Genomic DNA, 22,144 nt, shown 5'->3' with positions numbered 1-22,144 from the left:
CGGACGCGCGCGCCGCTCTAAAGTGTCGAGCATCTTATTCAGCGGCTTCAGCCTGCGGCGGCGCCGCCAGCTTTGTCGACATGGTCAGCTCGACATTAAGGCAGAGCGAACGCATTTCCTTGACCAGCACGTTGAAGCTCTCAGGAATTCCTGACTCAAAAGCGTCGTCGCCGCGCACGATGGACTCATACACTTTAGTGCGGCCGGCGACGTCGTCAGACTTCACCGTCAGCATTTCCTGCAGCGTATAGGCCGCGCCATAGGCCTCGAGCGCCCAGACCTCCATCTCTCCAAAACGCTGGCCGCCGAACTGCGCCTTGCCGCCGAGCGGCTGCTGCGTCACGAGGCTGTAAGGCCCGATCGAACGCGCATGGATCTTGTCGTCAACAAGATGATGCAGCTTCAACATATATATGTAGCCAACCGTCACTTTACGATCGAAGGACTCGCCGGTGCGCCCGTCGTAGAGCGTGACCTGACCTGAGGGGTCGAGGCCCGCCTGCTCGAGCATGACCACGATGTCTTTCTCATGGGCGCCGTCGAACACGGGCGTCGCAATCGGCACGCCGCGGCGCAGGTTCTCGCCGATTTCGACGACGGTTTCATCGTCGAGCGCATCGATCTCCTGTTTAGCGTCATATATGTCGATCAGCTTGCTGCGCAGCGGCTCCGCGTTCTGATCGCGCAGATAGGAATTGACCGCAGCCGAAACCTGCTTGCCAAGTCCCGCGCAGGCCCAGCCAAGGTGCGTCTCAAGAATCTGTCCGACGTTCATCCGGCTCGGCACGCCGAGCGGATTGAGCACAATATCCACCGGCGTTCCGTCGGCGAGGAAAGGCATATCCTCCTGCGGCACGATCTTCGAGACGACGCCCTTGTTGCCGTGCCGTCCCGCCATCTTGTCGCCTGGCTGGATCTTGCGCTTCACCGCGACGAAGACTTTCACCATCTTCATCACGCCGGGGGACAGTTCATCGCCGCGCTGCAGCTTTTCGACCTTGTCAAGAAAGCGGCTTTCGAGGCCTTTCTTCGACTCGTCATACTGCTTGCGCATGGCTTCGAGTTCGGCCATCGTCTGGTCGTTCTCAATGGCGAAGATCCACCACTGCGAGCGAGGATATTCCTCGATCACATCGCGCGTCAGCACAGTGTCCTTCCTGAAGCCTTTCGGCCCCGCGATCGCCTTCTTGCCGACAAGGACGTCGAGGAGGCGGGCGTAGACGTTGCGATCGAGAATCGCGAGCTCGTCGTCGCGGTCCTTGGCGAGGCGTTCAATCTCTTCGCGCTCGATCGCCTGGGCGCGCTCATCCTTTTCGACGCCGTGCCGATTGAACACCCGCACTTCAACGATCGTGCCGGTGACGCCCGGCGGCACGCGCAATGAGGTGTCGCGCACGTCGGAGGCCTTTTCGCCGAAGATCGCGCGCAGCAGTTTTTCCTCGGGCGTCATCGGGCTTTCGCCCTTCGGCGTGATCTTGCCGACGAGGATGTCTCCCGCCTGTACTTCCGCCCCGATATAGACGATGCCCGCCTCGTCGAGATTCTTCAACGCTTCTTCCGAGACGTTCGGAATGTCGCGCGTAATCTCTTCGGGGCCAAGCTTGGTGTCGCGCGCCATCACTTCGAATTCGTCGATGTGAATCGAGGTGAAAACGTCGTCCTTGACGATGCGCTCGTTGAGCAGGATCGAATCTTCGAAGTTGTAGCCGTTCCAGGGCATGAAGGCGACAAGCACGTTGCGCCCGAGCGCCAGATCGCCAAGGTCGGTCGAGGGACCATCCGCGATGATGTCGCCCTTGCTTACGAAATCGCCGACGCGCACCAGAGGTTTCTGGTTGACGCAGGTCGACTGGTTCGAGCGCTGGAACTTCATCAGCCGGTAGATGTCGACGCCGGGTTTGCTGGCGTCGGATTCCTCGGTCGCGCGGATGACGATGCGGGTCGCGTCGATCTGATCGATATAGCCTGTGCGGCGCGCGGCGATGGCGGCGCCGGAGTCGCGTGCGACCACGGCCTCCATGCCGGTTCCGACGAGCGGCGCGTCCGCCCGGACGAGAGGCACCGCCTGACGCTGCATGTTGGAGCCCATCAGCGCGCGATTGGCGTCATCGTTCTCGAGGAACGGAATGAGCGCGGCGGCGACCGACACCAGCTGCTTCGGCGAGACGTCCATGAAGTCGACGCGCTCGCGCGGCACCATGACGACGTCGCCCGAATGGCGGCACACCACCAGATCCTCGGTCAGACGACCTTCGGAATCGAGCGGCGCATTCGCCTGCGCGACGTAATATTTGCTCTCCTCCATCGCCGACAGATAGACGACCTCCTCCGTCACGCGGTTATCGCGGATGCGGCGATAAGGCGCTTCGATGAAGCCGTATTTGTTGACGCGTGCGAAGGTCGCGAGCGAGTTGATGAGGCCGATGTTCGGACCTTCCGGCGTCTCGATCGGACAGATGCGGCCGTAATGGGTCGGATGCACGTCGCGCACCTCGAAGCCGGCGCGCTCGCGCGTCAGGCCGCCAGGGCCAAGCGCCGAAAGGCGCCGCTTGTGCGTGATCTCGGACAGCGGGTTGGTCTGATCCATGAACTGCGACAACTGCGACGAGCCGAAGAACTCGCGCACGGAGGCCGCCGCCGGCTTCGCATTGATAAGGTCCTGCGGCATGACCGTATCGATGTCGACGGAGGACATGCGCTCCTTGATGGCGCGCTCCATCCTGAGCAGGCCGAGCCTGTACTGATTCTCCATGAGTTCGCCAACCGAGCGCACCCGGCGATTGCCGAGATGGTCGATATCGTCGATCTCGCCGCGACCGTCGCGCAGGTCGACAAGCGCGCGCATCACCGCGATGATGTCCTCCTTGCGCAGGATACGCACCGTATCGGGAGCGTCGAGATCCATGCGCATGTTCATCTTGACGCGGCCGACGGCGGAAAGGTCGTAACGCTCCGGATCAAAGAACAGCGAATGAAACATCGCCTCCGCCGACTCGAGCGTCGGCGGTTCGCCGGGCCGCATCACCCGGTAGATGTCGAACAGAGCTTCTTCGCGCATGCTGTTCTTGTCGACAGCGAGCGTGTTGCGAATGTAGGGCCCGATATTGACATGATCGATATCGAGAAGCGGCAGTTCGTTGAAGCCCGCGTCGATCAAGGAGGGAAGAGTCTTGACGGTAATTTCATCGCCGGCTTCAGCGAAGATCTCGCCCGTATTGGGATCATAGAGATCGGCGGCGATATATTGACCGAAAAGATCCTCGTCCTGCACGCGCAGAAACCTCAGCCCGCGCTCAGCGAGCTGCCGGGCGGTGCGCACGGTGAGCTTCTTGCCGGCTTCGAGCACGACCTCGCCCGTCTCGGCGTCGAGCAGATCGGCGACGGCCTTCATGCCCTTCAGGCGCTCGGGATCAAACGGCTGGCGCCAGCCTTCCTTGTCGCGCGTAAGCAAAATCGTCTTGTAAAAAGTCGAGAGAATCTCCTCGCCGTCCATGCCGAGCGCATAGAGCACCGAGGTCGCCGGGATCTTGCGGCGGCGGTCGATGCGCGCGTAGACGATGTCCTTGGCGTCGAATTCGATGTCGAGCCAGGAGCCGCGATACGGAATGATGCGCGCCGCGAACAAAAGCTTGCCGGAGGAATGGCTCTTGCCCTTGTCGTGATCGAAGAACACGCCCGGCGAGCGGTGCATCTGCGAGACGATGACGCGCTCGGTCCCGTTGACGATGAAGGTGCCGTTCATGGTCATCAGGGGCATGTCGCCCATATAGACGTCCTGCTCCTTGATGTCCTTGACGGACCGCGCCGCCGTATCCGGATCGACGTCGAACACGATGAGTCGCAGGGTCACCTTGAGCGGAGCTGCATAGGTCATGCCGCGCTGCCGGCACTCGTCGACGTCATATTTCGGCTGCTCAAATTCATATTTGACGAATTCGAGCAGAGCGGTGTTGGAAAAATCGGCGATCGGAAACACCGACTTGAAGACGGACTGCAATCCTTCGTCGGGACGCCCGCCCTTCGGCTCGTCGACGAGGAGAAATTGATCATAGGATGCTTTTTGAACTTCAATCAGATTCGGCATTTCCGCGACTTCGCGGATGTGGCCAAAGAATTTGCGGATACGCTTGCGGCCGTTGAACGTCTGCGCTGAATGATGAGCCATGTCGCTCTCGCACCTCTGCAAAACGGCGATGATCCCGAACGGATTACCGCCTCATCCGCGCCCAGCTCGGACGCTGGGGCGGGACTTGTTCGATCCCCGCGCCGCGGCTGATGCGCCGCGCATTGACCGCAAGGTTCGAACATACCTTCCGGCAATAGATCGACGGCCCCCCGTTTCCAGGGCGCCGTCGCAACTCAAATCTTGACCGCAGCTGCGATCAAACTCACTTGAACTCGACCTTCGCGCCGGCCTTTTCGAGAGCGGCCTTGATCTTCTCGGCCTCTTCCTTGGCGACGCCCTCCTTGACGGGTTTCGGAGCGGCTTCGACGAGGTCCTTGGCTTCCTTGAGGCCGAGGCCGGTCACGGCGCGAACTTCCTTGATGACTTCGATCTTCTTATCGCCGACAGCGGCGAGAATGACCGTGAATTCCGTCTGCTCCTCGACCGGAGCGGCGGCTGCGGCGCCGGCCGGAGCAGCCGCGACAGCGACCGCCGCGGCGGCCGAAACGCCCCACTTTTCTTCAAGGAGCTTCGCCAGCTCCGCCGCCTCGAGTACGGTGAGGCTCGACAGATCCTCGACGATTTTTTCCAGATTAGCCATGTCTACGTCCTTCGATTGGTCAATTGTTGATGGTGTCTCTCAAGATTAAGGCCGTCAGGCAGCGTCTTTTTCGGCATAGGCCGCAACGACGCGCGCGAGTTTCGCGGCGGGCGCCGTTGTGAGCTGGGCGAGTTTCGTCGCCGGCGCCAAAATGAGGCCGAGGAGCTTGCCGCGAAGCTCATCCAGGGACGGCATCGTCGCAAGCGACTTCACAGCGTCCACGGTCAGCGCGGTTTTCCCCATCGCCCCGCCGAGGATCACGAGCTTGTCGTTATCCTTGGCGAAAGCCACTGCGACCTTCGCAGCCGCCACAGGATCGCTCGAATGAGCGATCAAGGTCGGGCCTTTCATCAGACCAGAGATCGAGGCGACCTCCGAGCCTTCCAGAGCAATCTTGACGAGACGGTTCTTGGCGACCTGCACGGTAGCGCCAGCTGCGCGCATCTGCTTGCGCAGATTTTGCATCTGAGCCACTGTCAGGCCGGAATAATGCGCGACCACGACCACCGATGTCGTCCTAAAGACATTGGCGAGCGTTTCGACGCATTCTTTCTTTTCCGCTCTGTCCACAGTGCTTTCTCCTTGCGCAGGCCCGAAACCTTGAACGGCCTGGCCCGCGGGCTGCAATTGCCGCCTCGAGACGGGATGGGAATCCGGCCTCGAAACAGCGCTGTGCCTGTCCCCGGAGCAACAAGCCGCTCCGGACAGAGGGAGTAGACCAAAATCGAAGGATAAAGAGGCCAGACGAGCCGCCCTCATATCCAAAATCTTGTTATTACCCCGTCTATGCTGGCGACTCTCAAACAGGACGGCGAACCGGCCCGGCGATCGAAGATTAAGTTTGAGCTCTTCGCAGAGACATCAAACGCCAGCAGTCTTGGACAGGACATGGCCGGAAGGGACAGGCGTCGCCGCCTATCCTCCAGCCTCATCCACCGGACCGCGAACGCTTTTTCGCACACAAGCTAAACTTGTAAGTCAAATAGGCGGCTCGCAATCGCGGAAGCTTTTAAGGGTGCGGAGCAGCCATAATGGAACGGCCCCGAACTCCCTATTTAAACTAACCAATCCGCGATGCCAAGGGCCATCTGCGAATTTTCCAACATGTCAAGGAATAATTTGCGGTCGCTGACCTCAGGCCGAAACCGTCGACGGATCGACCTTGACCCCCGGGCCCATCGTCGATGAAATCGCAACACGCTGAATATAGGTGCCCTTCGCGCCCTGCGGCTTGGCTTTGGCGACCGCGTCGACAAAGGCCGCTATATTCGCGATGAGTTTGTCGTCGTCGAAGGAAGCTTTGCCGACGCTGCCCTGGATGATGCCGGCTTTCTCGACACGAAACTCCACGGCGCCGCCTTTTGAAGCCTTGACCGCCGCGGCGACGTCCATGGTCACCGTGCCGACCTTCGGGTTGGGCATCAGGCCGCGCGGTCCCAGCACCTTGCCGAGACGGCCGACGAGCGGCATCATGTCCGGCGTCGCGATGCAGCGATCGAAAGCAATCGTGCCGCCCTGGACCGTAGCGACGAGATCCTCCGCGCCGACAATGTCGGCGCCCGCCGCCTTTGCTTCATCAGCCTTCGCGCCGCGCGCAAAAACGGCGACGCGCAATGTCCGGCCCGTGCCGTTCGGCAGATTGACGACGCCGCGCACCATCTGATCGGCGTGTTTCGGGTCGACGCCAAGATTCATGGCGATCTCGACGGTCTCGTCGAATTTCGCACTGGCCCGCTCTTTCACGAGCTTGACCGCGTCCGTGATCGGATAAAGCTTGATCCGGTCAATTCCTTCACGCGCCTTGACCACGCGCTTTCCAACATGCGCCATTTCTCTACCCTACAATCTCGAGGCCCATGGAACGGGCGGAGCCCTCGATCATCGTCATTGCGGCGTCGACCGTCGCGCAATTCAGATCGGGCAGCTTCTTTTCGGCGATCTCCTGGATCTGGGCCTTCGAGATCTTCCCGACGAAGCCGCGCCCGGTCGTCTTCGATCCAGAAGTGATCCCCGAGGCCTTCTTAAGAAAATAGGACACCGGCGGCAGCTTCATCTCGAAGGTGAACGAGCGATCCGCATAAGCCGTGATGACGACCGGAATCGGCGTGCCCTTCTCCATCTGCGCCGTGCGCGCATTGAAGGCCTTGCAGAACTCCATAATGTTCAGGCCGCGCTGACCCAGCGCGGGGCCGATCGGAGGCGACGGGTTGGCCGCTCCGGCAGGCACCTGAAGCTTCACGAAACCCGTGATCTTCTTCGCCATTTCTCTTTACTCCCAGACAAAGCCGGCCTTGCGGCGCGGCGGTTGCGGTCGTGGTGCGACCTGAGGCGGCGGCGTGGCGCGCCATCGCCCGGTCTTCCACGTGATGCGCGGCGGGATTGCCCCTCGCGCCGTTCAGGCGGCTTGACGCCGCCCGAATTCAAAAGCGTTTCGACGCATGATCTTGTCCGGAAAGCCCGCGGCTTCCCGGAAGCGAAGCCTAGACCTTCTCGACCTGCGCATATTCGAGTTCGACAGGCGTCGCCCGGCCGAAGATCGAAACGGCGACCTTGACGCGTGAGCGGCTCTCGTCGACTTCCTCGACGATCCCGTTAAACGAAGCAAAGGGGCCGTCCGCCACACGCACCGTCTCTCCGATCTCAAAGGAGATCGACGCTTTCGGGCGCTCGACGCCATCGGCGACCTGACCCTTGATGCGATCAGCCTCCGCGTCCGATATCGGCATCGGCTTCTTGTCGGCCCCAAGAAACCCGGTCACTTTCGGCGTATTCTTGATCAGATGATAGATATCGTCCGAAAGATCACATTTTACAAGGACATAGCCTGGAAAGAACTTGCGCTCGGAATTGATCTTGCGGCCGCGCCGCACCTCCACGACCTGCTCGGTCGGGACAAGGATTTCCTCGAACTTCGACGTCAGGCCGCGTTGAGCCGCCTGCTCCTTGATCGATTCGGCGACCTTCTTTTCGAAATTCGAATAGGCGTGAACAATATACCAGCGCATGCTCATCGGGTAAGCTTCGACCTCTTTTGAATGGCGCTCAACGCCCAATGCTCAAGACGAGCGTGACGAACAGCCGGAGCCCCTGATCCACCGCCACGAAGAACAGGGCGGCGAAGATCACCATGAGAATGACGAGCCCAGTCGTGATCAGGGTTTCCCGCCGCGTCGGCCAGGTGACCTTGCCGGCCTCGGCGCGCACGTCCTGAAGGAACTGGAATGGATTTGCCATCGCCCAAAAAGACCTCTACGGGGGGGACACTGCCGGTCGCCCAAAAAAATCAGGGCGCGGAGCCAAGAAGGCCACGCGCCGCAGCGATCGACTATAATCATCCCGGCGCAGAACGCAAATCGAAAATTCTGCGTCGGTCCGCCCTACGCGGCGCTCGGCCTTTGCGGGTGAAGCAAAGTCCATGCGCCGCGCAACTGCCGCGCCGGCGATTTCAGCCGGTGAAGGCCGCGGAACAGCGCGCGGTCGCAGTCTCTTTTGCCGGACAAGCTTCGCAGGAACGCGGCTTTCAAACGATCCGAGCCCCTGGAGAGATCAGGCGCTGCGGGCCTCAAGCCCAACTGGCGCAGTATCGAATTGGCTTGATGGATCCGCGCCAGATCGTCCATTGATCGCGTGGTGAAATAGACCGCGAGGCTGACCGACACGCCATCGCCGTTTTTGACCCAGTGCGGCGCCAGAGCCGGATGATGAACCGCAAGGCCCGGTTCAAGCCTGTAGACGGCCTCCCGGCCAGCCAGTTCCGCGCGGTATCGCGTCGCGCCGTCGTTTCCAATCTGAAACGCCTCGATCACGGATTGGGTCAGAATGAACGGATCATTCTGATCATAGAGATAAACGTCCTTGACGCCCCGAATCTGGAACAGGACGTTCTGCTCACGGTCGTTATGGTAGGGAGTTACAGCCCGTGGCGCGGAGACGATGACCGTCATTCCCTTGAAGGCGACATCCGACGCGCAGAGGCCGGTCGCAGCAGCGATCTCACCGATTATTTGCCCCATGAGCGCGTCGAACTCCGGGTCCACTTGATTGGCGAAGGACAGCATCATTGATATGGTTGAGCGCCCGTCATCGAGCTCATTGAAAAGAACTGAAAGCTCGTGCTCCCATCTTTCTTTGCTCAAGGCGATGGGACTCTTCGCGCCCCAGCAGGACATCGCCTGCAGAGCGTCGAGATTCGGCTTGTCTCGCCGCAATTTGAGCTGAGCGTCGATGGCTTGCCCTTCAATCCTCGCGGCATGAATCGCTTTAGCGAGCCGTTCCAGCCTTGGAAGCTGGAACAATGCATTTTGCGCGAGGACGTGGCTTATAAGGAATGGCTTCCTTGCAAATTTCTCGATGTGTTCTGGCAGCCATTCGGCGAAGACTGAAGCGTTGCTGGATAAAGTAGACTTGGCGTTTGAAAAAGTCTCAAGGATTGGAAATGTGGACATCTCAGCACCCAATGTGGAGGCGCGCCTTACTGAAATACAAAGCAGCCTAAGCTATTAGATGAGAGCGCGCAAATAACATTATTATAATTGGAAACTATAGCTTCACATGTAAACACGTTACATTCAGTCTATTGCGTATTAATTATTGTATTTGATGATTGTTGCCGGATATTATATTTCTACTCCGTGCAAGGCTTTGCGATTGTCCTCGCCGCGAATTTCAACACTGCCCCGCTTCGGCCGCGGCGGCTCCTCCGTTTTTGCGGACGGGCTTCCCTTACTTTTTGATCCCGGTTATGGATGCGGCTTCGGACGTTTTTCGTCGCCCATCGAGTCCCATATGAGAGCCGTCCACTGCCTGAATGGGCCAAACCTCAATCTTCTTGGATCGAGGGAGCCGGAGCTTTATGGCTCCGCTACGCTCGCCTCGATCGAGGCGCGCCTCGCCGCCGCCTGCGAATCGCGCGGGCTCGCGCTGCATTTCCGGCAGAGCAATCACGAAGGCGATCTCATCACCTGGGTGCAGGACGCCGGTCTTGCCGGTGAGCCAATCATCTTGAACGCTGGCGCTTATACGCATACATCGATCGCCCTTCGGGATGCGATCAAAGGCGCCAATGCGAAAGTGATTGAGGTTCACCTTTCCAACATCCACGCGCGGGAAGGCTTTCGCCATCACTCCCACATTTCTCCCGTGGCGCAAGGCGTCATTTTTGGTTTCGGGGCGCTCTCTTATAGTCTTGCGCTCGAGGCCTGCATCGCCCTAGCCACGGCCAGCGAAAGTTGAAGAAAATGAAATATGCCGGGCCGAAAGCGGCGGCGCCTTCCTCGGACGGCGCGGTCGACACAGAATTGGTCGAGACGCTCGCCGCGATCTTGATGCGTCTTGGACTGTCCGAGATCGAGATCGCGCAAGGCGATCTCAAGATCCGCGTCGCGCGGCAACTTGTGGCAGTCCAGCCGGCGGCGGCGGCGGCCGCGCCAGCCTCATCCGCGGCCGCGCCGGCGCCGGATGAAGGCGATGTCCCAGGCGCCGTCAAATCGCCAATGGTCGGCACTGCTTACCGCCGGTCATCGCCCGAAGCCGCGCCCTTCGTCGAGGTTGGCTCCGTCGTCAAGGCGGGCGACAAGCTCTTGCTCGTTGAGGCCATGAAGACCTTCAATGAGATTGTGGCGCCGCGCGCCGGGACCGTAACCCGAATTCTCGTGGAGGATGGCCAGCCTGTCGAGTATGGCCAGCCGCTCTTCGTGATCGAATGAACGCCGCGTTCCCGGTGAGTTGAGATGTTCGAAAAAATCCTCATCGCCAACCGCGGCGAAATCGCCTTGCGCATTCTTCGCGCGGCGAAAGAGCTTGGCATTGCGACGGTCGCGGTCCATTCGACCGCGGACGCCGACGCCATGCACGTCAAGCTCGCCGACGAATCGGTCTGCGTCGGGCCGCCCGCCGCGCGCGACTCCTATCTGAATATACCAGCTCTCCTCGCCGCCTGCGAAATAACGGGCGCCGAAGCGCTGCATCCGGGCTACGGATTTCTTTCAGAGAATGCGCGCTTCGCGGAAATTCTCGCCGAGCATCACATCGTCTTCGTCGGTCCCAAGCCGGAACATATCCGCATCATGGGCGACAAGATCGAGGCCAAGCGGACGGCGACCCGGCTCGGCATTCCGTGCGTTCCCGGCTCACCCGGCGCGATCACCGACGACATCGAAGCCGTAGCGATCGCAAAAGAACTCGGCTATCCCGTCCTCATCAAGGCGGCGGCGGGCGGCGGCGGACGCGGCATGAAAGTCGCCTATGGTCCGGACGACCTTTCCTCGGCGCTCGAAACCGCCCGCATGGAGGCGAAGTCCGCCTTTGGCGACGAATCTGTCTATCTCGAAAAATTCCTCGAAAAGCCGCGCCATATCGAGATCCAGATTCTCGGCGACGGACGCGGCAACGCCATCCACCTCGGCGAGCGTGACTGTTCGCTGCAGCGCCGCCATCAAAAAGTATGGGAGGAAGGCCCCTCCCCCGCCCTCAATGCCCCGCAACGGCTTGAAATCGGCGAAATCTGCGCCGCGGCCATGCGCGAGCTTCGCTATTCGGGCGTTGGCACCGTCGAATTCCTTTATGAGGAAGGCAAGTTCTACTTCATCGAAATGAACACGCGCATTCAGGTCGAACATCCCGTGACCGAGATGATCACAGGCGTCGATCTCGTCAATGAGCAGATCAAGATCGCGGCGGGTTCCGAACTGACGCTGACGCAGGACGAGGTCGTCTTCAACGGCCACGCTATCGAATGCCGTATCAACGCCGAGCATCCGGCGACCTTCCGCCCCTCGCCCGGCACAATCAATTATTATCATCCGCCAGGCGGGCTTGGCGTTCGCGTCGATAGCGCGGTCTACGCGGGATACACCATCCCGCCGACCTATGATTCACTCGTCGGCAAGCTCATCGTGCACGGACGCAACCGCAACGAAGCCTTGATGCGCCTGCGCCGCGCGCTCGATGAATTCATCATCGACGGCATCGACACCACCATTCCGCTGTTTCAGACGCTGGTCCGCAACGCCGACATCCAGAACGGACTCTACGACATTCACTGGCTCGAGAAATTTTTGATTGATGGCGGCATGGACGGCGAAGGCTGAGTTTTCGGAAAGCTCCCCGGCTTCAGGACGGCGCATGGCCATTGAATACGCGGTTGTTGAGAGTCTCGACCTTGAGACCTTCCTCACGGTCCTGCGTAACTCGGGACTCGCCGAGAGGCGCCCCGTCGCAGATCAAAGCCGGATCCGTCGCATGCTTGAAAATGCGAACTTGATCGTCGTCGCGCGTGACGGGGACAATGTGGTAGGCGTCGCGCGTTCGATCACGGATTTCTCTTACTGCTGCTATCTTTCCGATCTGGCGGTTGACCGGTCCCATCAAGGCCGCGGCATCGGCAAAAGACTGATCGAAGAAACGCGAAAAGCCGCCGGTCCGGAGGCGATGTGCCTGCTTCTGTCTTCGCCGGACGCAATGGCGTTCTACAAGGCGATTGGCATGCCGCAACCAGAGAATGCATTTCTCTACAAGCGCGAGCGATAGCTCGACTTCGGCCTTCCATTCATCACGTAAATCTCAACTGAGGCCTTGCCCGTTTAGATTCTCGACACAAGATCGCCGCCGTGACGCTCGATGCGCCCGCCGAGTTCGAGTTCGAACAGGATCGTACGGACGTCTCGCGCCGGCGCCTTTGAGGCGCGCACAAGTTCGTCGACCGAGACCGGAGTCGGCCCGAGCAACTCGATGACGCGCGCCAAAATGGCGTCCCGCGTCAGCGGGGCGGGACTGTCCACAACTCCCGCCGGCTTGTCTCGCCCCAAATCGCTCTCGTCGAGCGCGAATGCGTCGATCTCAAGCGTCAGCTCCATCGTCCGCACCAGAGCGCCGTCGAATTCGGGCAAGTCGAGTTCGTCCCAAAATGGCGCATAGGGGCGCCCCGCCTCCGGCTCGGAAAAACTGAAGCCCGGCGTATCGGGCGACAGATTTTGCCGGGCGAGCGCGTCGAGCACATCCTCGGCCCTGGTGCAGAACGTCGCGCCATTGCGCAGAAGATCATTCGCGCCCTCGGCGCGGGGGTCGAGAGGCGAGCCTGGCGCGGCAAAGATTTCCCGGCCCTCCTCGGCGGCGAAGGAAGCGGTGATCAGCGAGCCGGACCGGCGCGCGGCTTCAACCACGATAATCCCCCGTGAAAGCCCTGCGACGATGCGGTTGCGGCGCGGAAAATCACGCCCGCGCGCCTCCCAGTGAAACGGCATCTCGCTGATCGCCGCGCCATGCTCCGTCAGACGTTCGAGCAGTCCTGCATGCTCCGCCGGGTAGATGTTGCCAAGACCGCCGGCGAGCACGGCGATGGTGCCGGTCTCCAATGCGGCCTGGTGCGCGCGCGCATCGATGCCGCGCGCCAGCCCCGAGACGATGACATGCCCTGCGCGGGCGACGCCGCGCGAAATCTGCTCCGCGAAGGCGAGCCCGGCCGCCGACGCGTTACGCGAGCCGACCACGGCGATCTTTGAGCGCTTGAGGCAGGCAAGGTCGCCGCGCGCCGCGATGAGAGGCGGCGGGGAATGGGTTTGTCGCAACAGCGCGGGATAGGCTGGCTCGCAAAGGCCGATGAGCGCGACGCCGTGGCGATCAAGCTGCTCGAGCTCGGCCTCGACGTCGCTCGCCGAGGCGATGGAAATTGGCCGTCCGGCCTTTCCGCTCGCGATGAGTTCGGGCAACGCCTCCAGCGCCGCGCCCGCGCCGCCATAGCGCCTGAGCAAAGAGACAAAGCTGCGGGGTCCGATATTTTCCGAGCGAAAAAGCCGGAGCCAATCGAAGCGTTCGGCGTCGGTCAGCGGCCGGTTCGCTTCGGCGAGCGCAGGCGCCGTCACGATTTGCCGATCCGCGTCTCGTTGCCGGCGCGGAGCCTGGCGATATTGGGAGCGTGCTTGATCCACAGCAGCACGGCCATCAGCGCGAAGACGATTGCCGAACTGGTTTGATCAAGGGCGAACAGGAAAGCCGGCGACAAGGCGCTCGCCAGCAGCGCGGCCAGCGACGACAGACGCGTGATGATGGCGGCGCCAAGCCAGACGGCGATGAAGGCGAGGCCCGCCGGCCAGGCGACAATGAGAAGGCAGCCGAGAAAAGTCGCGACGCCCTTGCCTCCTCTGAAGCCGAGCCAGACGGGATAGACATGACCCAGAAAGGCGCCCATGGCCGCGGCCAGCACGGGCGGCGGCGGCCAGGCGGTTTCGGGAGGAAGCCGGCGCCCGGCAAGATAGGCGACGATGAGAACGGCGGCCGCGCCCTTCGCCAGATCGAGAAAAAGCGTCAGCGCGGCAAGGTCCTTGCGCCCGGTGCGCAAAACATTCGTCGCGCCGATATTGCCGGAGCCGATCGAGCGCGGATCCGCCGTCCCCGCCAGCGCGGTCAATATCAGCCCAAACGGAATCGAGCCGCAAAGATAGCCGAAAACAAGAGCGAGGAAATTGAGGATCACGTCGAAAACCGGGAGCCGGAGGCAGGCGCGCAGAGCCTAGCGTCTGAGGCATTCAGTGGCAACCGATTGCCGCGCGGCGATGATTGGCCCCGCGATTTTTCGCCCCCGGACGACTATGAAATTTCGTCATTTGAGTTGCGCGGCGCGCCGCATAAGCTCATGATGCGATCTATTGCCGCACTCCAAACCCTCCCAGCTTCAGGAGACAACCTTGGCTTCAGTCTTTGTCGTTGAAACCGCCGATCTTCCACGCGCAAAGGTCGGCGGCGTGGACGATCCACATGTGCGTTGGGCTGGCGCCTTCGCCGCCTTTGGCGGACATGGGAGCACCCAATCCTCCACGATCGTCTATGAAATCGAGGCCGGCGACCGGCTTGGCTGGCATACCGACGCCACCGAGGAAACGCAGTATATCCTCGCCGGCAGCGGCGAACTGCATATGGAGGATGGAAGCGTTCATAAGGTGGGTCCGGGCAGCGTTTTCGTCCTGCCGACGCCGGTGCGCCATGATCTCGTCAATACAGGCGCGGATACTTTGCGGGCGGTGGCTTTCTTCGCCGCGCCAATGTTCACGCAGACGTTTGACAACGCCATGCTGCCGCCCAACGTGCATGTCCTCGGCACGCCCAATCGCGAGGGGTAACGCCGCTCTCCCTTCCCTCTCATGACCTGCTCGCGGCGCAACGGGTCGGCGCCGTTGGCGCGCCGCGTCAGACGAGCGCGCGCGCCGCAAGGGGATGGCAAGGACATGTCATTCCCCCGATGTCTTTCTGCCGAGCAGTCCCGCGGATCGATCTGATGGTTCAGGCCTTTGACCAGATCCTGCACCAGCCGTTCGGGCTGATCGCGCCATCGACCTGCTTGCAGGCGTTCGGCGCTATAAACAGGCGACAATTGGAGCAGCTTTGGGCGCCTTTGGGCGCGCCTTGATAGGCTACCGCCGCCCGCGACACCTTTGCGGCTTGCGCGCTGCGTCCGCTCAAACCAAGAAGCGACAGCGCGCCGACTCCTGCCTGGAGAAGAGTTCCCCTTGTCGCTCCTGACAATCCCTGCCGCAGCGATCCGCCAATGTCATGGTTAACTTCCTCTATTTGCCTATGTTTCGCAAGGCGTGAAGAGCGAAGTTGCGGCAGCGCGACACACTTCGGCTCTCAACGATGCGGCAAATGTTCAGGCTGAAGGCGCGCGGTCGATGATTTCGCTCAAATGTCGAAGGTATCCGCCTCGCTTATACACGCGCTTCCATTCTGCCCGCCGCAGCTAAACTATGTATGACGGAACACGGTAAGTAAAAAACTATTTATGTAATATCTGTAAACTGCCGCCGACTACCAAGCTGCAATCAGCCGTTAGTTGTCGCTATCACCGCGCAACCATGCTGTTGTTTTGATACAACATCGGCAAACAATACGCCTTCAGGGCACCATAAAATTTCTTCACTGAAATAGCCATGTTATTGTTGATTGAGACACGATTCTTAGAGCGCGGCGCGTCGGGGGTTGCATATGCCGGATGCCACATCAGACCGCGGCGCCCATGCCGCGAGCGGAATGACCAACGCAACCAAAAGCTGGCGCGATGTTCGGTTCATCGCCAGCTTCGCAGGCGCCGCATCCTTCGCCGCGGCGATCGTCGTCGCCGGCGTCCTGATCAGGCCGCCGGGCGCTTCGGCTCTTCCGAGCTTCGCCCGGCAAACCGGCCAGCCCTGCGCCACATGCCATACGGCGTTTCCGCAACTGACGCCCTTTGGCCGCCGATTCAAGCTGGGCGGCTACACGATGGGCGGCGGCATGAGCTTGCAACAGGCGCCGCCGCTTGCCATGATGGTGATTGGATCTTTCAGCCACACGCAGGATAATCAGGATTCGCCGCCGACGCCCTCGACGCACACCAATAACAATCCGCTCCTGCAGCAACTCAGTCTTTTCTACGGCGGCCAGATCTATGGGAATCTCGGCGCCTTCATCCAGGGCACCTATGACGGCGCCTCCCAGCATATGTTTCTCGACGCCAGCGACGTCCGCTATGCGGACACGACGAAGCTTCTGGGATTTGACGTCACCTACGGCGTGACGGTCAACAACACGCCGACCGTCGAGGATGTCTGGAACACGACGCCGGCGTGGGGCTTTCCGTTCGTCGCCTCGACGCTCGCCCCCCAGTTCGCGCTGCCGGGGACCTTGATCGAGGGCGGTCTCGGCAATCATGTCATCGGGACGGGAGTCTACACGTTCTGGAACGATATGTTCTATGTCGATTTCACCGCCTATCAAAATCTGTCGACGGGAACGTTACAGGCGCTTGGCGAGCCGGAGGTTATCGGCTCCACCTCGATCGACGGCGTAGCGCCCTACTGGCGCGCCGCGTTTGAATACGATACCGGCGAGCAATCCTTCGAGGTGGGAACCTATGGCATTTTTGCCAACACGCTCCCCGGCCGGGTCGCCGGTTTCGGATTCGACCAGATTATGGACGTCGCCGTTGACGCCCAATACCAGTACATCGGAGATCCGCACAACATTACATTGCGGCTGACGAACATACACGAAAGCCAGCAGCTTAATTCAAGCTACCTGCAGGGCGGCGCTTCCAACCTTTACAATACGCTGAATAGCTTCAAGGCCTCAGCTGAATACGTCTATGATCACACCTATAGTTTGACCGCAGGTTACTTCAACGTGTCCGGCTCCGCCGACGCCTTGCTTTACGGCGCAAATTCGCTCGTCAATCTCCCCAACGGCGAAGGAATCATTGTCGACGCAGCCTTTTTGCCATTCAGCAAGGGCGGCCCGTCCTTCTACCCTTGGCTCAATGCACGTCTTGGCGTCTCCTATACGAGTTATCTGAAGGTTTTCGGCGGGGGAAACAATTTTGACGGCCTCAATGTGAACCATAACGCCGCCGGCAATAACACGCTTTTGCTGTACGCTTGGATGGCGTTCTGAGACGGCCCTTTTATCATCGCCGGCTTTTCGGCGGCGGGAGCGGAAAGGCCATTTGCAAGCCGTGACAATGGCTTTCCGCGCCTCCCGCGGGGCGTGCGCCAGCGAGACGGCCGGCGCACCTCAGCCTCAATGAACGGCCTCGCCGTGCAGCGACAGATCGAGCCCTTCCATTTCCACTTCGCTCGCCACTCGCAAACCGATCGCCTTCTCGATGATGAAAAGAATGATCAGAGAGACGATGGCGTCATACGCGACGACGACGCCAACGCCGATCAGCTGATTGACCACCTGATGTGTGTTGCCTTCGATCAGGCCCGCTGTGCCGCCATATTCACTGATCGCGAAGACGCCGGTCAGAATAGCGCCTGTCGCGCCGCCGACGCCATGCACGCCGAAGCAATCCAGCGCGTCGTCATAGCCAAGAGCCGCTTTGAGCCATGTGACGGCGCCATAGCAAATCACGCCGGCCGCGACGCCGATCACCATTGATCCGCCGGGGCCGACGAAGCCGGAGGCCGGCGTGATGGCGACGAGGCCCGCCACCGCGCCGGAACAGACGCCAACGAGCGTCGGTTTGCCGCGATGCGCCCACTCGACCAGCATCCAGACAAAAGCCGAGACGGCGGTGGCGATCTGCGTCACCGTCATCGCCATGCCCGCCTGCAATCCGGCGGTGACGGCGGAACCGGCGTTGAAGCCAAACCAGCCGACCCACAGCAATGAGGCGCCGATAAAGGTCAGCACGACATTATGCGCCGGACCGGTGTCATTGCGCCTGCCGAGCATCAGGGCGGCCATCAGCCCGGCGACGCCGGAATTGACGTGAACCACCGTTCCGCCGGCGAAATCGAGAACCTTGACGAAGGCCGCGTCATTCGTGCTGTTCAGGAAGCCGTCCGGACCCCAGACCCAGTGCGCGACCGGCGCATAGACGAAAATCGCCCACAGACCGATGAACCACAACATCGCCGAGAATTTCATGCGTTCCGCGAAAGCGCCTGCGATCAAGGCCGGGGTGATGATCGCGAAAGTCATCTGGAAACAGATGTAGACTGTTTCAGGAATCGTCGGCGCGAGCGGATTGGGATTGCCGACGCCTTTTCCGATATCGCTCAAAATGCCTTGCAGGAAGGCGCGATCGAAGCCGCCGACGAAGGGCGTGCCGGCGCGAAACGACATGCTGTAGGTCACGACGGCGAACAGGATGGTGACGAGGCAGGTGATGGCGAAGCTCGTCATCACCGTGTCGGCGACGTTCTTCTTGCGCACCATACCACCATAGAACAGTCCGAGGCCCGGAACCGTCATCATCAGGACCAGCGCCACGGAAGTGAGCATCCAGGCGGTGTCGCCGGAGTTCGGCGTGCAGGCGGTCAAGGTCTTGGCGTCGCAGGGGGGCGGCGCGGGAGCCGTCTCCTGCGCCAGGGATGGATGAATACAAAGAAGGAGCGCGATCGCCGCCATCACGAAGCCGCAGGCAAGGAGCTTGAACGTCACAGGCGCGCATTTCAACGACTTCATGGTCTGGCCCCTCCCAACGAACGATCGAAACCTCGCCTGAAGCATGTCTTTGAGAAGCTGAATGACTTTTTCGATGAGAACATGCCCCGGCCTATTGATGTCGCGCGCTGTCTGGTCGGTTACCCCGTTCGACCGGAAGGCGCGCTAAAGCGCCGCTTCATCCATTTCCCCCGTGCGAATCCGCAGCGTGCGGTCGACGCTCATGATGAAAATCTTGCCGTCGCCGATCTGGCCCGTGAAGGCCGATTTCATGATCGCTTCGGCGACCGCGTCGACCCGACTGGCGGGGACTGCGACTTCGATTTTGATCTTTGGAACGAAGCTCGTAACATATTCCGCGCCGCGGTAAATTTCCGCGTAGCCCTTCTGATGCCCAAATCCCTTGACCTCGGTTAAGATCATGCCGGAGACCCCGGCAGCCGTCAGAGCGTCCCGCACCTCGTCGAGTCTGAAGGGCTGAATGATGGCGACGACGAGCTTCATGGGACTGCTCCCAATTCTCGCTTTGATGAAGCGGATCGCGGCGCATGCGTCTAAACGCCGCATGGTCGCGGCTGGCAATCAAATTTTATGCCATCGCGATGCTTTGCTCATCAGCCGCACGCGGCGCGCCCTTACCGTGGCGGCGTGGTTTCAAGCCCCTGAAAAGCTGCGGAAATTGACGCGCGGCATTGTTGTTAGGCCGGCGGCCGCACAGGCGACGCCTCAAACATCGATGATTAAATAAGCAGATGATTAAACTCTAGGCGAAAAGACATCGGCATTTGCCGGGCGCCGGTCGCAACGTCCGGGGCGACAAATCGCTTGTGCGCACGGGTCCGCCGTCAGATCCCGGCGCGCCAAAGGTCAGAAGATCACCAATCGACTTTCGCTGCGCGCGGAGCGTGCGAAACCGGGACGCCAATGTTGGCGACACTTTTTCCTCCGTGCAGCGCCGCGTCTATTCGCTGTGAAGCCACTCACTCCGCCTCGAACGCTGTTTCCCCCGCCACAAGCGTCAGCTTCACCCGGCCTTCCATGCGCGCCTCGTCAAAAGGCGTATTCTTGCACCGCGAATGCAAGTTTGCCGGATCGACGACATAGGGCTCTTCGGGATCGAAACGGATGAGATCGGCAGGGGCGCCGATTTTCAGCCGCCCTTGCGGAAGCCCGAGAATTTCAGCCGGGCGCAAAGTCATCGAGCCGATCAAGCGCTGAAGCGAGAGTTCGCCCGCGTTCACGAGGCGCAGCCCCGCCGACAGCATGGTCTCGAGGCCGATCGCGCCATTCTCGGCTTCCGCGAAAGGCAGGCGCTTGGTCTCGACGTCCTGCGGGTTATGGTCCGACACAATAATGTCGATGAGGCCGGAGGCCAGCGCCTTGACGAGCGCGCGGCGCTCGTCTTCGTGCCGGAGCGGCGGGGCGAGCTTCAAAAAGGTGCGGTAATCGCCAATGTCGCTCTCGTTCAGGGTCAAATGATTGATCGAAACGGCGCAGGTGACCGGCAGGCCGGCCGCCTTGGCTCTCGCGATGATCTCGAGCGAAAGGGTCGTCGTGACGAGGGCGGCGTGATAGCGCGCGCCCGTGAGGGCGACGAGGCGGATGTCGCGATCGAGCATGATCGCCTCAGCCTCGCGCGGAATGCCCGAAAGACCAAGGCGCGAGGCGAATTCGCCCTCGTTCATGACGCCCTCGGCGGACAGATCGCGGTCCTCGGCGTAATGGATGACAAGCGCGTCGAAATCGCGGGCGTAGGACAGGACGCGGCGGAACACCCGCGCATTGCTGATCGACTCGGCGCCGTCCGAAAAGGCGAGCGCGCCCGCCTGCTGCAACAGGCCGATCTCGGCGATCTCCTCGCCGCGCAGGCCATGCGTCAGCGCGGCCGAGGGAATGAGGCGCACGCGCCCAGTGTCGCGCGCGCGGCGCAACAGAAAATCGACGACGGCCGGCTCGTCGACCGGCGGATTGGTGTCGGGACGCGCGAGAATCGTCGTGACGCCGCCCGCCGCCGCCGCGGCCGTCGCCGTGGCGATGGTCTCGCGATGCTCGGCTCCAGGCTCCCCGACGAAAGCGCGCATGTCGATGAGGCCCGGCGCGATGACGTCGCCGCCACAATCAATGACGCGGGCGTGCGAGGGCAGATTCTTTGGCGCGATTTCCGGCCCGAGATCCAGGATCGCGCCGTCAAGGATCAGAACGCCCCCGTGCGCGCCCGAAAATGTCTCGCCGTCAAAGAGGCGCCCATTGACGAGCGCCAAAGGCTGATGCGCGATCGAGGGAGTGGATGGAATTCTCAAGGAGGCGGCCTTTCGCTCTTGCCTTTAAGCTGCTCTTATCCGTTCGGCAGATGCTGGGCGAGCGCGTCAAGCACGGCCATGCGGACCGCGACGCCCATTTCGACCTGTTCGCGGATGCGGCTATGCGCGCCGTCCGCAACCGCCGAATCGATCTCGACGCCCCTGTTCATGGGGCCTGGGTGCAGCACCAGCGCGTCGGGCTTGGCGAGGCTCAGCTTTTCTTCATCGAGCCCGAAGAAGCGGAAATATTCCTTTGGCGAGGGGATGAAGCCGCCCTGCATGCGCTCGCGCTGGAGGCGCAGCATCATGACGATGTCGACGTCCTTCAGCCCGGCCCGCATATCGCGAAAAACCTCGACGCCCATGCGCTCAATGCCGGCGGGCAGCAGGGTCGAGGGACCAATTACGCGCACCCGCGCCCCGAGCGCGGAAAGCAGCAGAATATTGGAGCGCGCCACGCGCGAATGCAAAATATCGCCGCAAATCGCGACTGTCAGCCCCGAGATCCTGCCCCTGTTGCGCTTGATCGTCAGCGCGTCGAGCAGCGCCTGCGTCGGATGCTCATGGGCGCCGTCGCCGGCGTTGACGACTGAGCAATCGACTTTCCGCGCGAGGAGATGGACCGCGCCGGCCTGGGCGTGCCGCACGACTATGATGTCAGGGCGCATGGCGTTGAGGGTCATCGCCGTATCGAGGAGAGTCTCGCCTTTTTTGACGCTGGAGGTCGCGACCGACATGTTCATGACGTCGGCCCCGAGCCGCTTGCCAGCCAGCTCGAAAGAGGATTGGGTGCGGGTCGAGGCCTCAAAGAAGAGATTGATCAGAGTGCGTCCCCGCAAGGTCGAGCGCTTCTTTTCGACCTGGCGCGAAACTTCGATGGCTTCTTCCGCGAGATCCAGCAGAACATGAATGTCCTGCGGCGAAAGACCTTCGATGCCGAGGAGATGCCGATGGGGAAATTTGTATTCTGGACCTTGGTCTAGCATGACGCGATGTCTTACAGGACGCAGGGGCCGTCGTCACAGGCCTTTGGCGCAATCCGCCGCGCCTGCGCACAGATTTTGCGCATTTCAGCGGCGGCCCGGCCCCCCGGCAAGGGGCGGGAGCGAGGAGCGCCGATCGGCCCCGATTTGACTAAGACTGCGCCCTCCCCCATCTTCCGGG

At 61.2% G+C, this 22,144-nt stretch carries 22 protein-coding genes; 7 read left to right on the top strand and 15 right to left on the bottom strand.

The window, feature by feature from the left end; all coding sequences use genetic code 11:
- Window positions 1-34: 34 nt before the first annotated feature.
- From rpoB to SIN04_RS19855, 8 genes are all read right to left on the bottom strand, one after another.
- Window positions 35-4,165 carry a DNA-directed RNA polymerase subunit beta gene (gene rpoB / locus SIN04_RS19890; protein WP_134492093.1) on the bottom strand — a complete coding sequence of 1,377 codons (4,131 nt, stop codon included), beginning with the start codon at window positions 4,163-4,165 and terminating at the stop codon, window positions 35-37.
- A 223-nt stretch (window positions 4,166-4,388) separates the two neighbouring features.
- A complete protein-coding gene (gene rplL / locus SIN04_RS19885) occupies window positions 4,389-4,766 on the bottom strand; it encodes a 50S ribosomal protein L7/L12 (protein WP_134492091.1) in 378 nt (125 codons plus the stop codon).
- A gap of 54 nt (window positions 4,767-4,820) precedes the next feature.
- Complete coding sequence (gene rplJ / locus SIN04_RS19880; RefSeq protein WP_134492089.1) at window positions 4,821-5,336, bottom strand: 50S ribosomal protein L10; 516 nt, start codon at window positions 5,334-5,336, stop codon at window positions 4,821-4,823.
- Between the two features lie 564 nt (window positions 5,337-5,900).
- Entirely contained in the window at window positions 5,901-6,596 is a 696-nt protein-coding gene (gene rplA, locus SIN04_RS19875) for a 50S ribosomal protein L1 (RefSeq protein ID WP_134492087.1), read from the bottom strand.
- A gap of 4 nt (window positions 6,597-6,600) precedes the next feature.
- Window positions 6,601-7,029: a 50S ribosomal protein L11 gene (gene rplK / locus SIN04_RS19870; RefSeq protein ID WP_134492085.1), complete on the bottom strand. Its 429-nt coding sequence runs from the start codon at window positions 7,027-7,029 to the stop codon at window positions 6,601-6,603.
- A 217-nt stretch (window positions 7,030-7,246) separates the two neighbouring features.
- Complete coding sequence (gene nusG / locus SIN04_RS19865) at window positions 7,247-7,777, bottom strand: transcription termination/antitermination protein NusG (RefSeq protein WP_134492083.1); 531 nt, start codon at window positions 7,775-7,777, stop codon at window positions 7,247-7,249.
- Between the two features lie 31 nt (window positions 7,778-7,808).
- Window positions 7,809-8,000: a preprotein translocase subunit SecE gene (gene secE, locus SIN04_RS19860; RefSeq protein WP_134492082.1), complete on the bottom strand. Its 192-nt coding sequence runs from the start codon at window positions 7,998-8,000 to the stop codon at window positions 7,809-7,811.
- A gap of 143 nt (window positions 8,001-8,143) precedes the next feature.
- A complete protein-coding gene (locus SIN04_RS19855; RefSeq protein ID WP_134492081.1) occupies window positions 8,144-9,211 on the bottom strand; it encodes a cupin-like domain-containing protein in 1,068 nt (355 codons plus the stop codon).
- A 340-nt stretch (window positions 9,212-9,551) separates the two neighbouring features.
- Here SIN04_RS19855 and aroQ point away from each other — a divergent pair, with 340 nt between their 5' ends.
- The 4 genes from aroQ to SIN04_RS19835 are packed head-to-tail and all read left to right on the top strand — an operon-like array spanning window position 9,552 to window position 12,293.
- On the top strand, window positions 9,552-9,998 hold the full coding sequence (aroQ, locus tag SIN04_RS19850; protein WP_134492080.1) for a type II 3-dehydroquinate dehydratase: 447 nt from the start codon (window positions 9,552-9,554) through the stop codon (window positions 9,996-9,998).
- Between the two features lie 5 nt (window positions 9,999-10,003).
- Window positions 10,004-10,471 carry an acetyl-CoA carboxylase biotin carboxyl carrier protein gene (gene accB / locus SIN04_RS19845; protein ID WP_134492712.1) on the top strand — a complete coding sequence of 156 codons (468 nt, stop codon included), beginning with the start codon at window positions 10,004-10,006 and terminating at the stop codon, window positions 10,469-10,471.
- Window positions 10,472-10,495: 24 nt separating this feature from the next.
- Window positions 10,496-11,854: an acetyl-CoA carboxylase biotin carboxylase subunit gene (accC, locus tag SIN04_RS19840; RefSeq protein ID WP_134492079.1), complete on the top strand. Its 1,359-nt coding sequence runs from the start codon at window positions 10,496-10,498 to the stop codon at window positions 11,852-11,854.
- 34 nt (window positions 11,855-11,888) lie between these two features.
- Entirely contained in the window at window positions 11,889-12,293 is a 405-nt protein-coding gene (locus tag SIN04_RS19835; RefSeq protein ID WP_134492077.1) for a GNAT family N-acetyltransferase, read from the top strand.
- A gap of 53 nt (window positions 12,294-12,346) precedes the next feature.
- Here SIN04_RS19835 and dprA read toward each other — a convergent pair whose 3' ends face one another.
- Together dprA and plsY are read right to left on the bottom strand one after the other, a co-directional pair.
- Window positions 12,347-13,624: a DNA-processing protein DprA gene (gene dprA, locus SIN04_RS19830; RefSeq protein WP_134492075.1), complete on the bottom strand. Its 1,278-nt coding sequence runs from the start codon at window positions 13,622-13,624 to the stop codon at window positions 12,347-12,349.
- Window positions 13,621-14,235: a glycerol-3-phosphate 1-O-acyltransferase PlsY gene (plsY, locus tag SIN04_RS19825; protein ID WP_341264173.1), complete on the bottom strand. Its 615-nt coding sequence runs from the start codon at window positions 14,233-14,235 to the stop codon at window positions 13,621-13,623. The genes dprA and plsY overlap by 4 nt, the downstream gene beginning before the upstream one ends.
- A gap of 211 nt (window positions 14,236-14,446) precedes the next feature.
- On the opposite strand from plsY, the gene SIN04_RS19820 reads away from it, so the two are divergent.
- Window positions 14,447-14,878 carry a cupin domain-containing protein gene (locus tag SIN04_RS19820; protein ID WP_174512145.1) on the top strand — a complete coding sequence of 144 codons (432 nt, stop codon included), beginning with the start codon at window positions 14,447-14,449 and terminating at the stop codon, window positions 14,876-14,878.
- A gap of 160 nt (window positions 14,879-15,038) precedes the next feature.
- Here SIN04_RS19820 and SIN04_RS19815 read toward each other — a convergent pair whose 3' ends face one another.
- Complete coding sequence (locus SIN04_RS19815) at window positions 15,039-15,188, bottom strand: high-potential iron-sulfur protein (protein WP_244606011.1); 150 nt, start codon at window positions 15,186-15,188, stop codon at window positions 15,039-15,041.
- A 597-nt stretch (window positions 15,189-15,785) separates the two neighbouring features.
- Between SIN04_RS19815 and SIN04_RS19810 the strand changes: the two genes are divergently transcribed.
- Window positions 15,786-17,180 carry a cytochrome C gene (locus SIN04_RS19810; RefSeq protein WP_134492071.1) on the top strand — a complete coding sequence of 465 codons (1,395 nt, stop codon included), beginning with the start codon at window positions 15,786-15,788 and terminating at the stop codon, window positions 17,178-17,180.
- Between the two features lie 126 nt (window positions 17,181-17,306).
- Here the strand turns inward: SIN04_RS19810 and SIN04_RS19805 are convergent, their stop codons facing one another.
- Both SIN04_RS19805 and SIN04_RS19800 read right to left on the bottom strand, forming a co-directional pair.
- Entirely contained in the window at window positions 17,307-18,644 is a 1,338-nt protein-coding gene (locus SIN04_RS19805; protein WP_134492708.1) for an ammonium transporter, read from the bottom strand.
- A gap of 201 nt (window positions 18,645-18,845) precedes the next feature.
- Window positions 18,846-19,184 carry a P-II family nitrogen regulator gene (locus SIN04_RS19800; protein ID WP_134492069.1) on the bottom strand — a complete coding sequence of 113 codons (339 nt, stop codon included), beginning with the start codon at window positions 19,182-19,184 and terminating at the stop codon, window positions 18,846-18,848.
- A gap of 25 nt (window positions 19,185-19,209) precedes the next feature.
- Between SIN04_RS19800 and SIN04_RS19795 the strand changes: the two genes are divergently transcribed.
- A complete protein-coding gene (locus SIN04_RS19795) occupies window positions 19,210-19,428 on the top strand; it encodes a hypothetical protein (protein WP_134492067.1) in 219 nt (72 codons plus the stop codon).
- Window positions 19,429-19,660: 232 nt separating this feature from the next.
- On the opposite strand, the gene pyrC is transcribed toward SIN04_RS19795, so the two are convergent.
- Window positions 19,661-20,980, bottom strand: coding sequence for a dihydroorotase (pyrC, locus tag SIN04_RS19790; RefSeq protein ID WP_197732008.1), 1,320 nt, complete (start codon window positions 20,978-20,980; stop codon window positions 19,661-19,663).
- Between the two features lie 35 nt (window positions 20,981-21,015).
- Window positions 21,016-21,966 carry an aspartate carbamoyltransferase catalytic subunit gene (locus SIN04_RS19785; protein WP_174512140.1) on the bottom strand — a complete coding sequence of 317 codons (951 nt, stop codon included), beginning with the start codon at window positions 21,964-21,966 and terminating at the stop codon, window positions 21,016-21,018.
- Window positions 21,967-22,144: the final 178 nt, after the last annotated feature.

It is taken from the genome of Methylocella tundrae (assembly GCF_038024855.1).
Classification (GTDB): domain Bacteria; phylum Pseudomonadota; class Alphaproteobacteria; order Rhizobiales; family Beijerinckiaceae; genus Methylocapsa; species Methylocapsa tundrae.
Note: the sequence above shows the minus strand (reverse complement) of the source record. Positions and strands in the feature narration are given on the sequence as shown.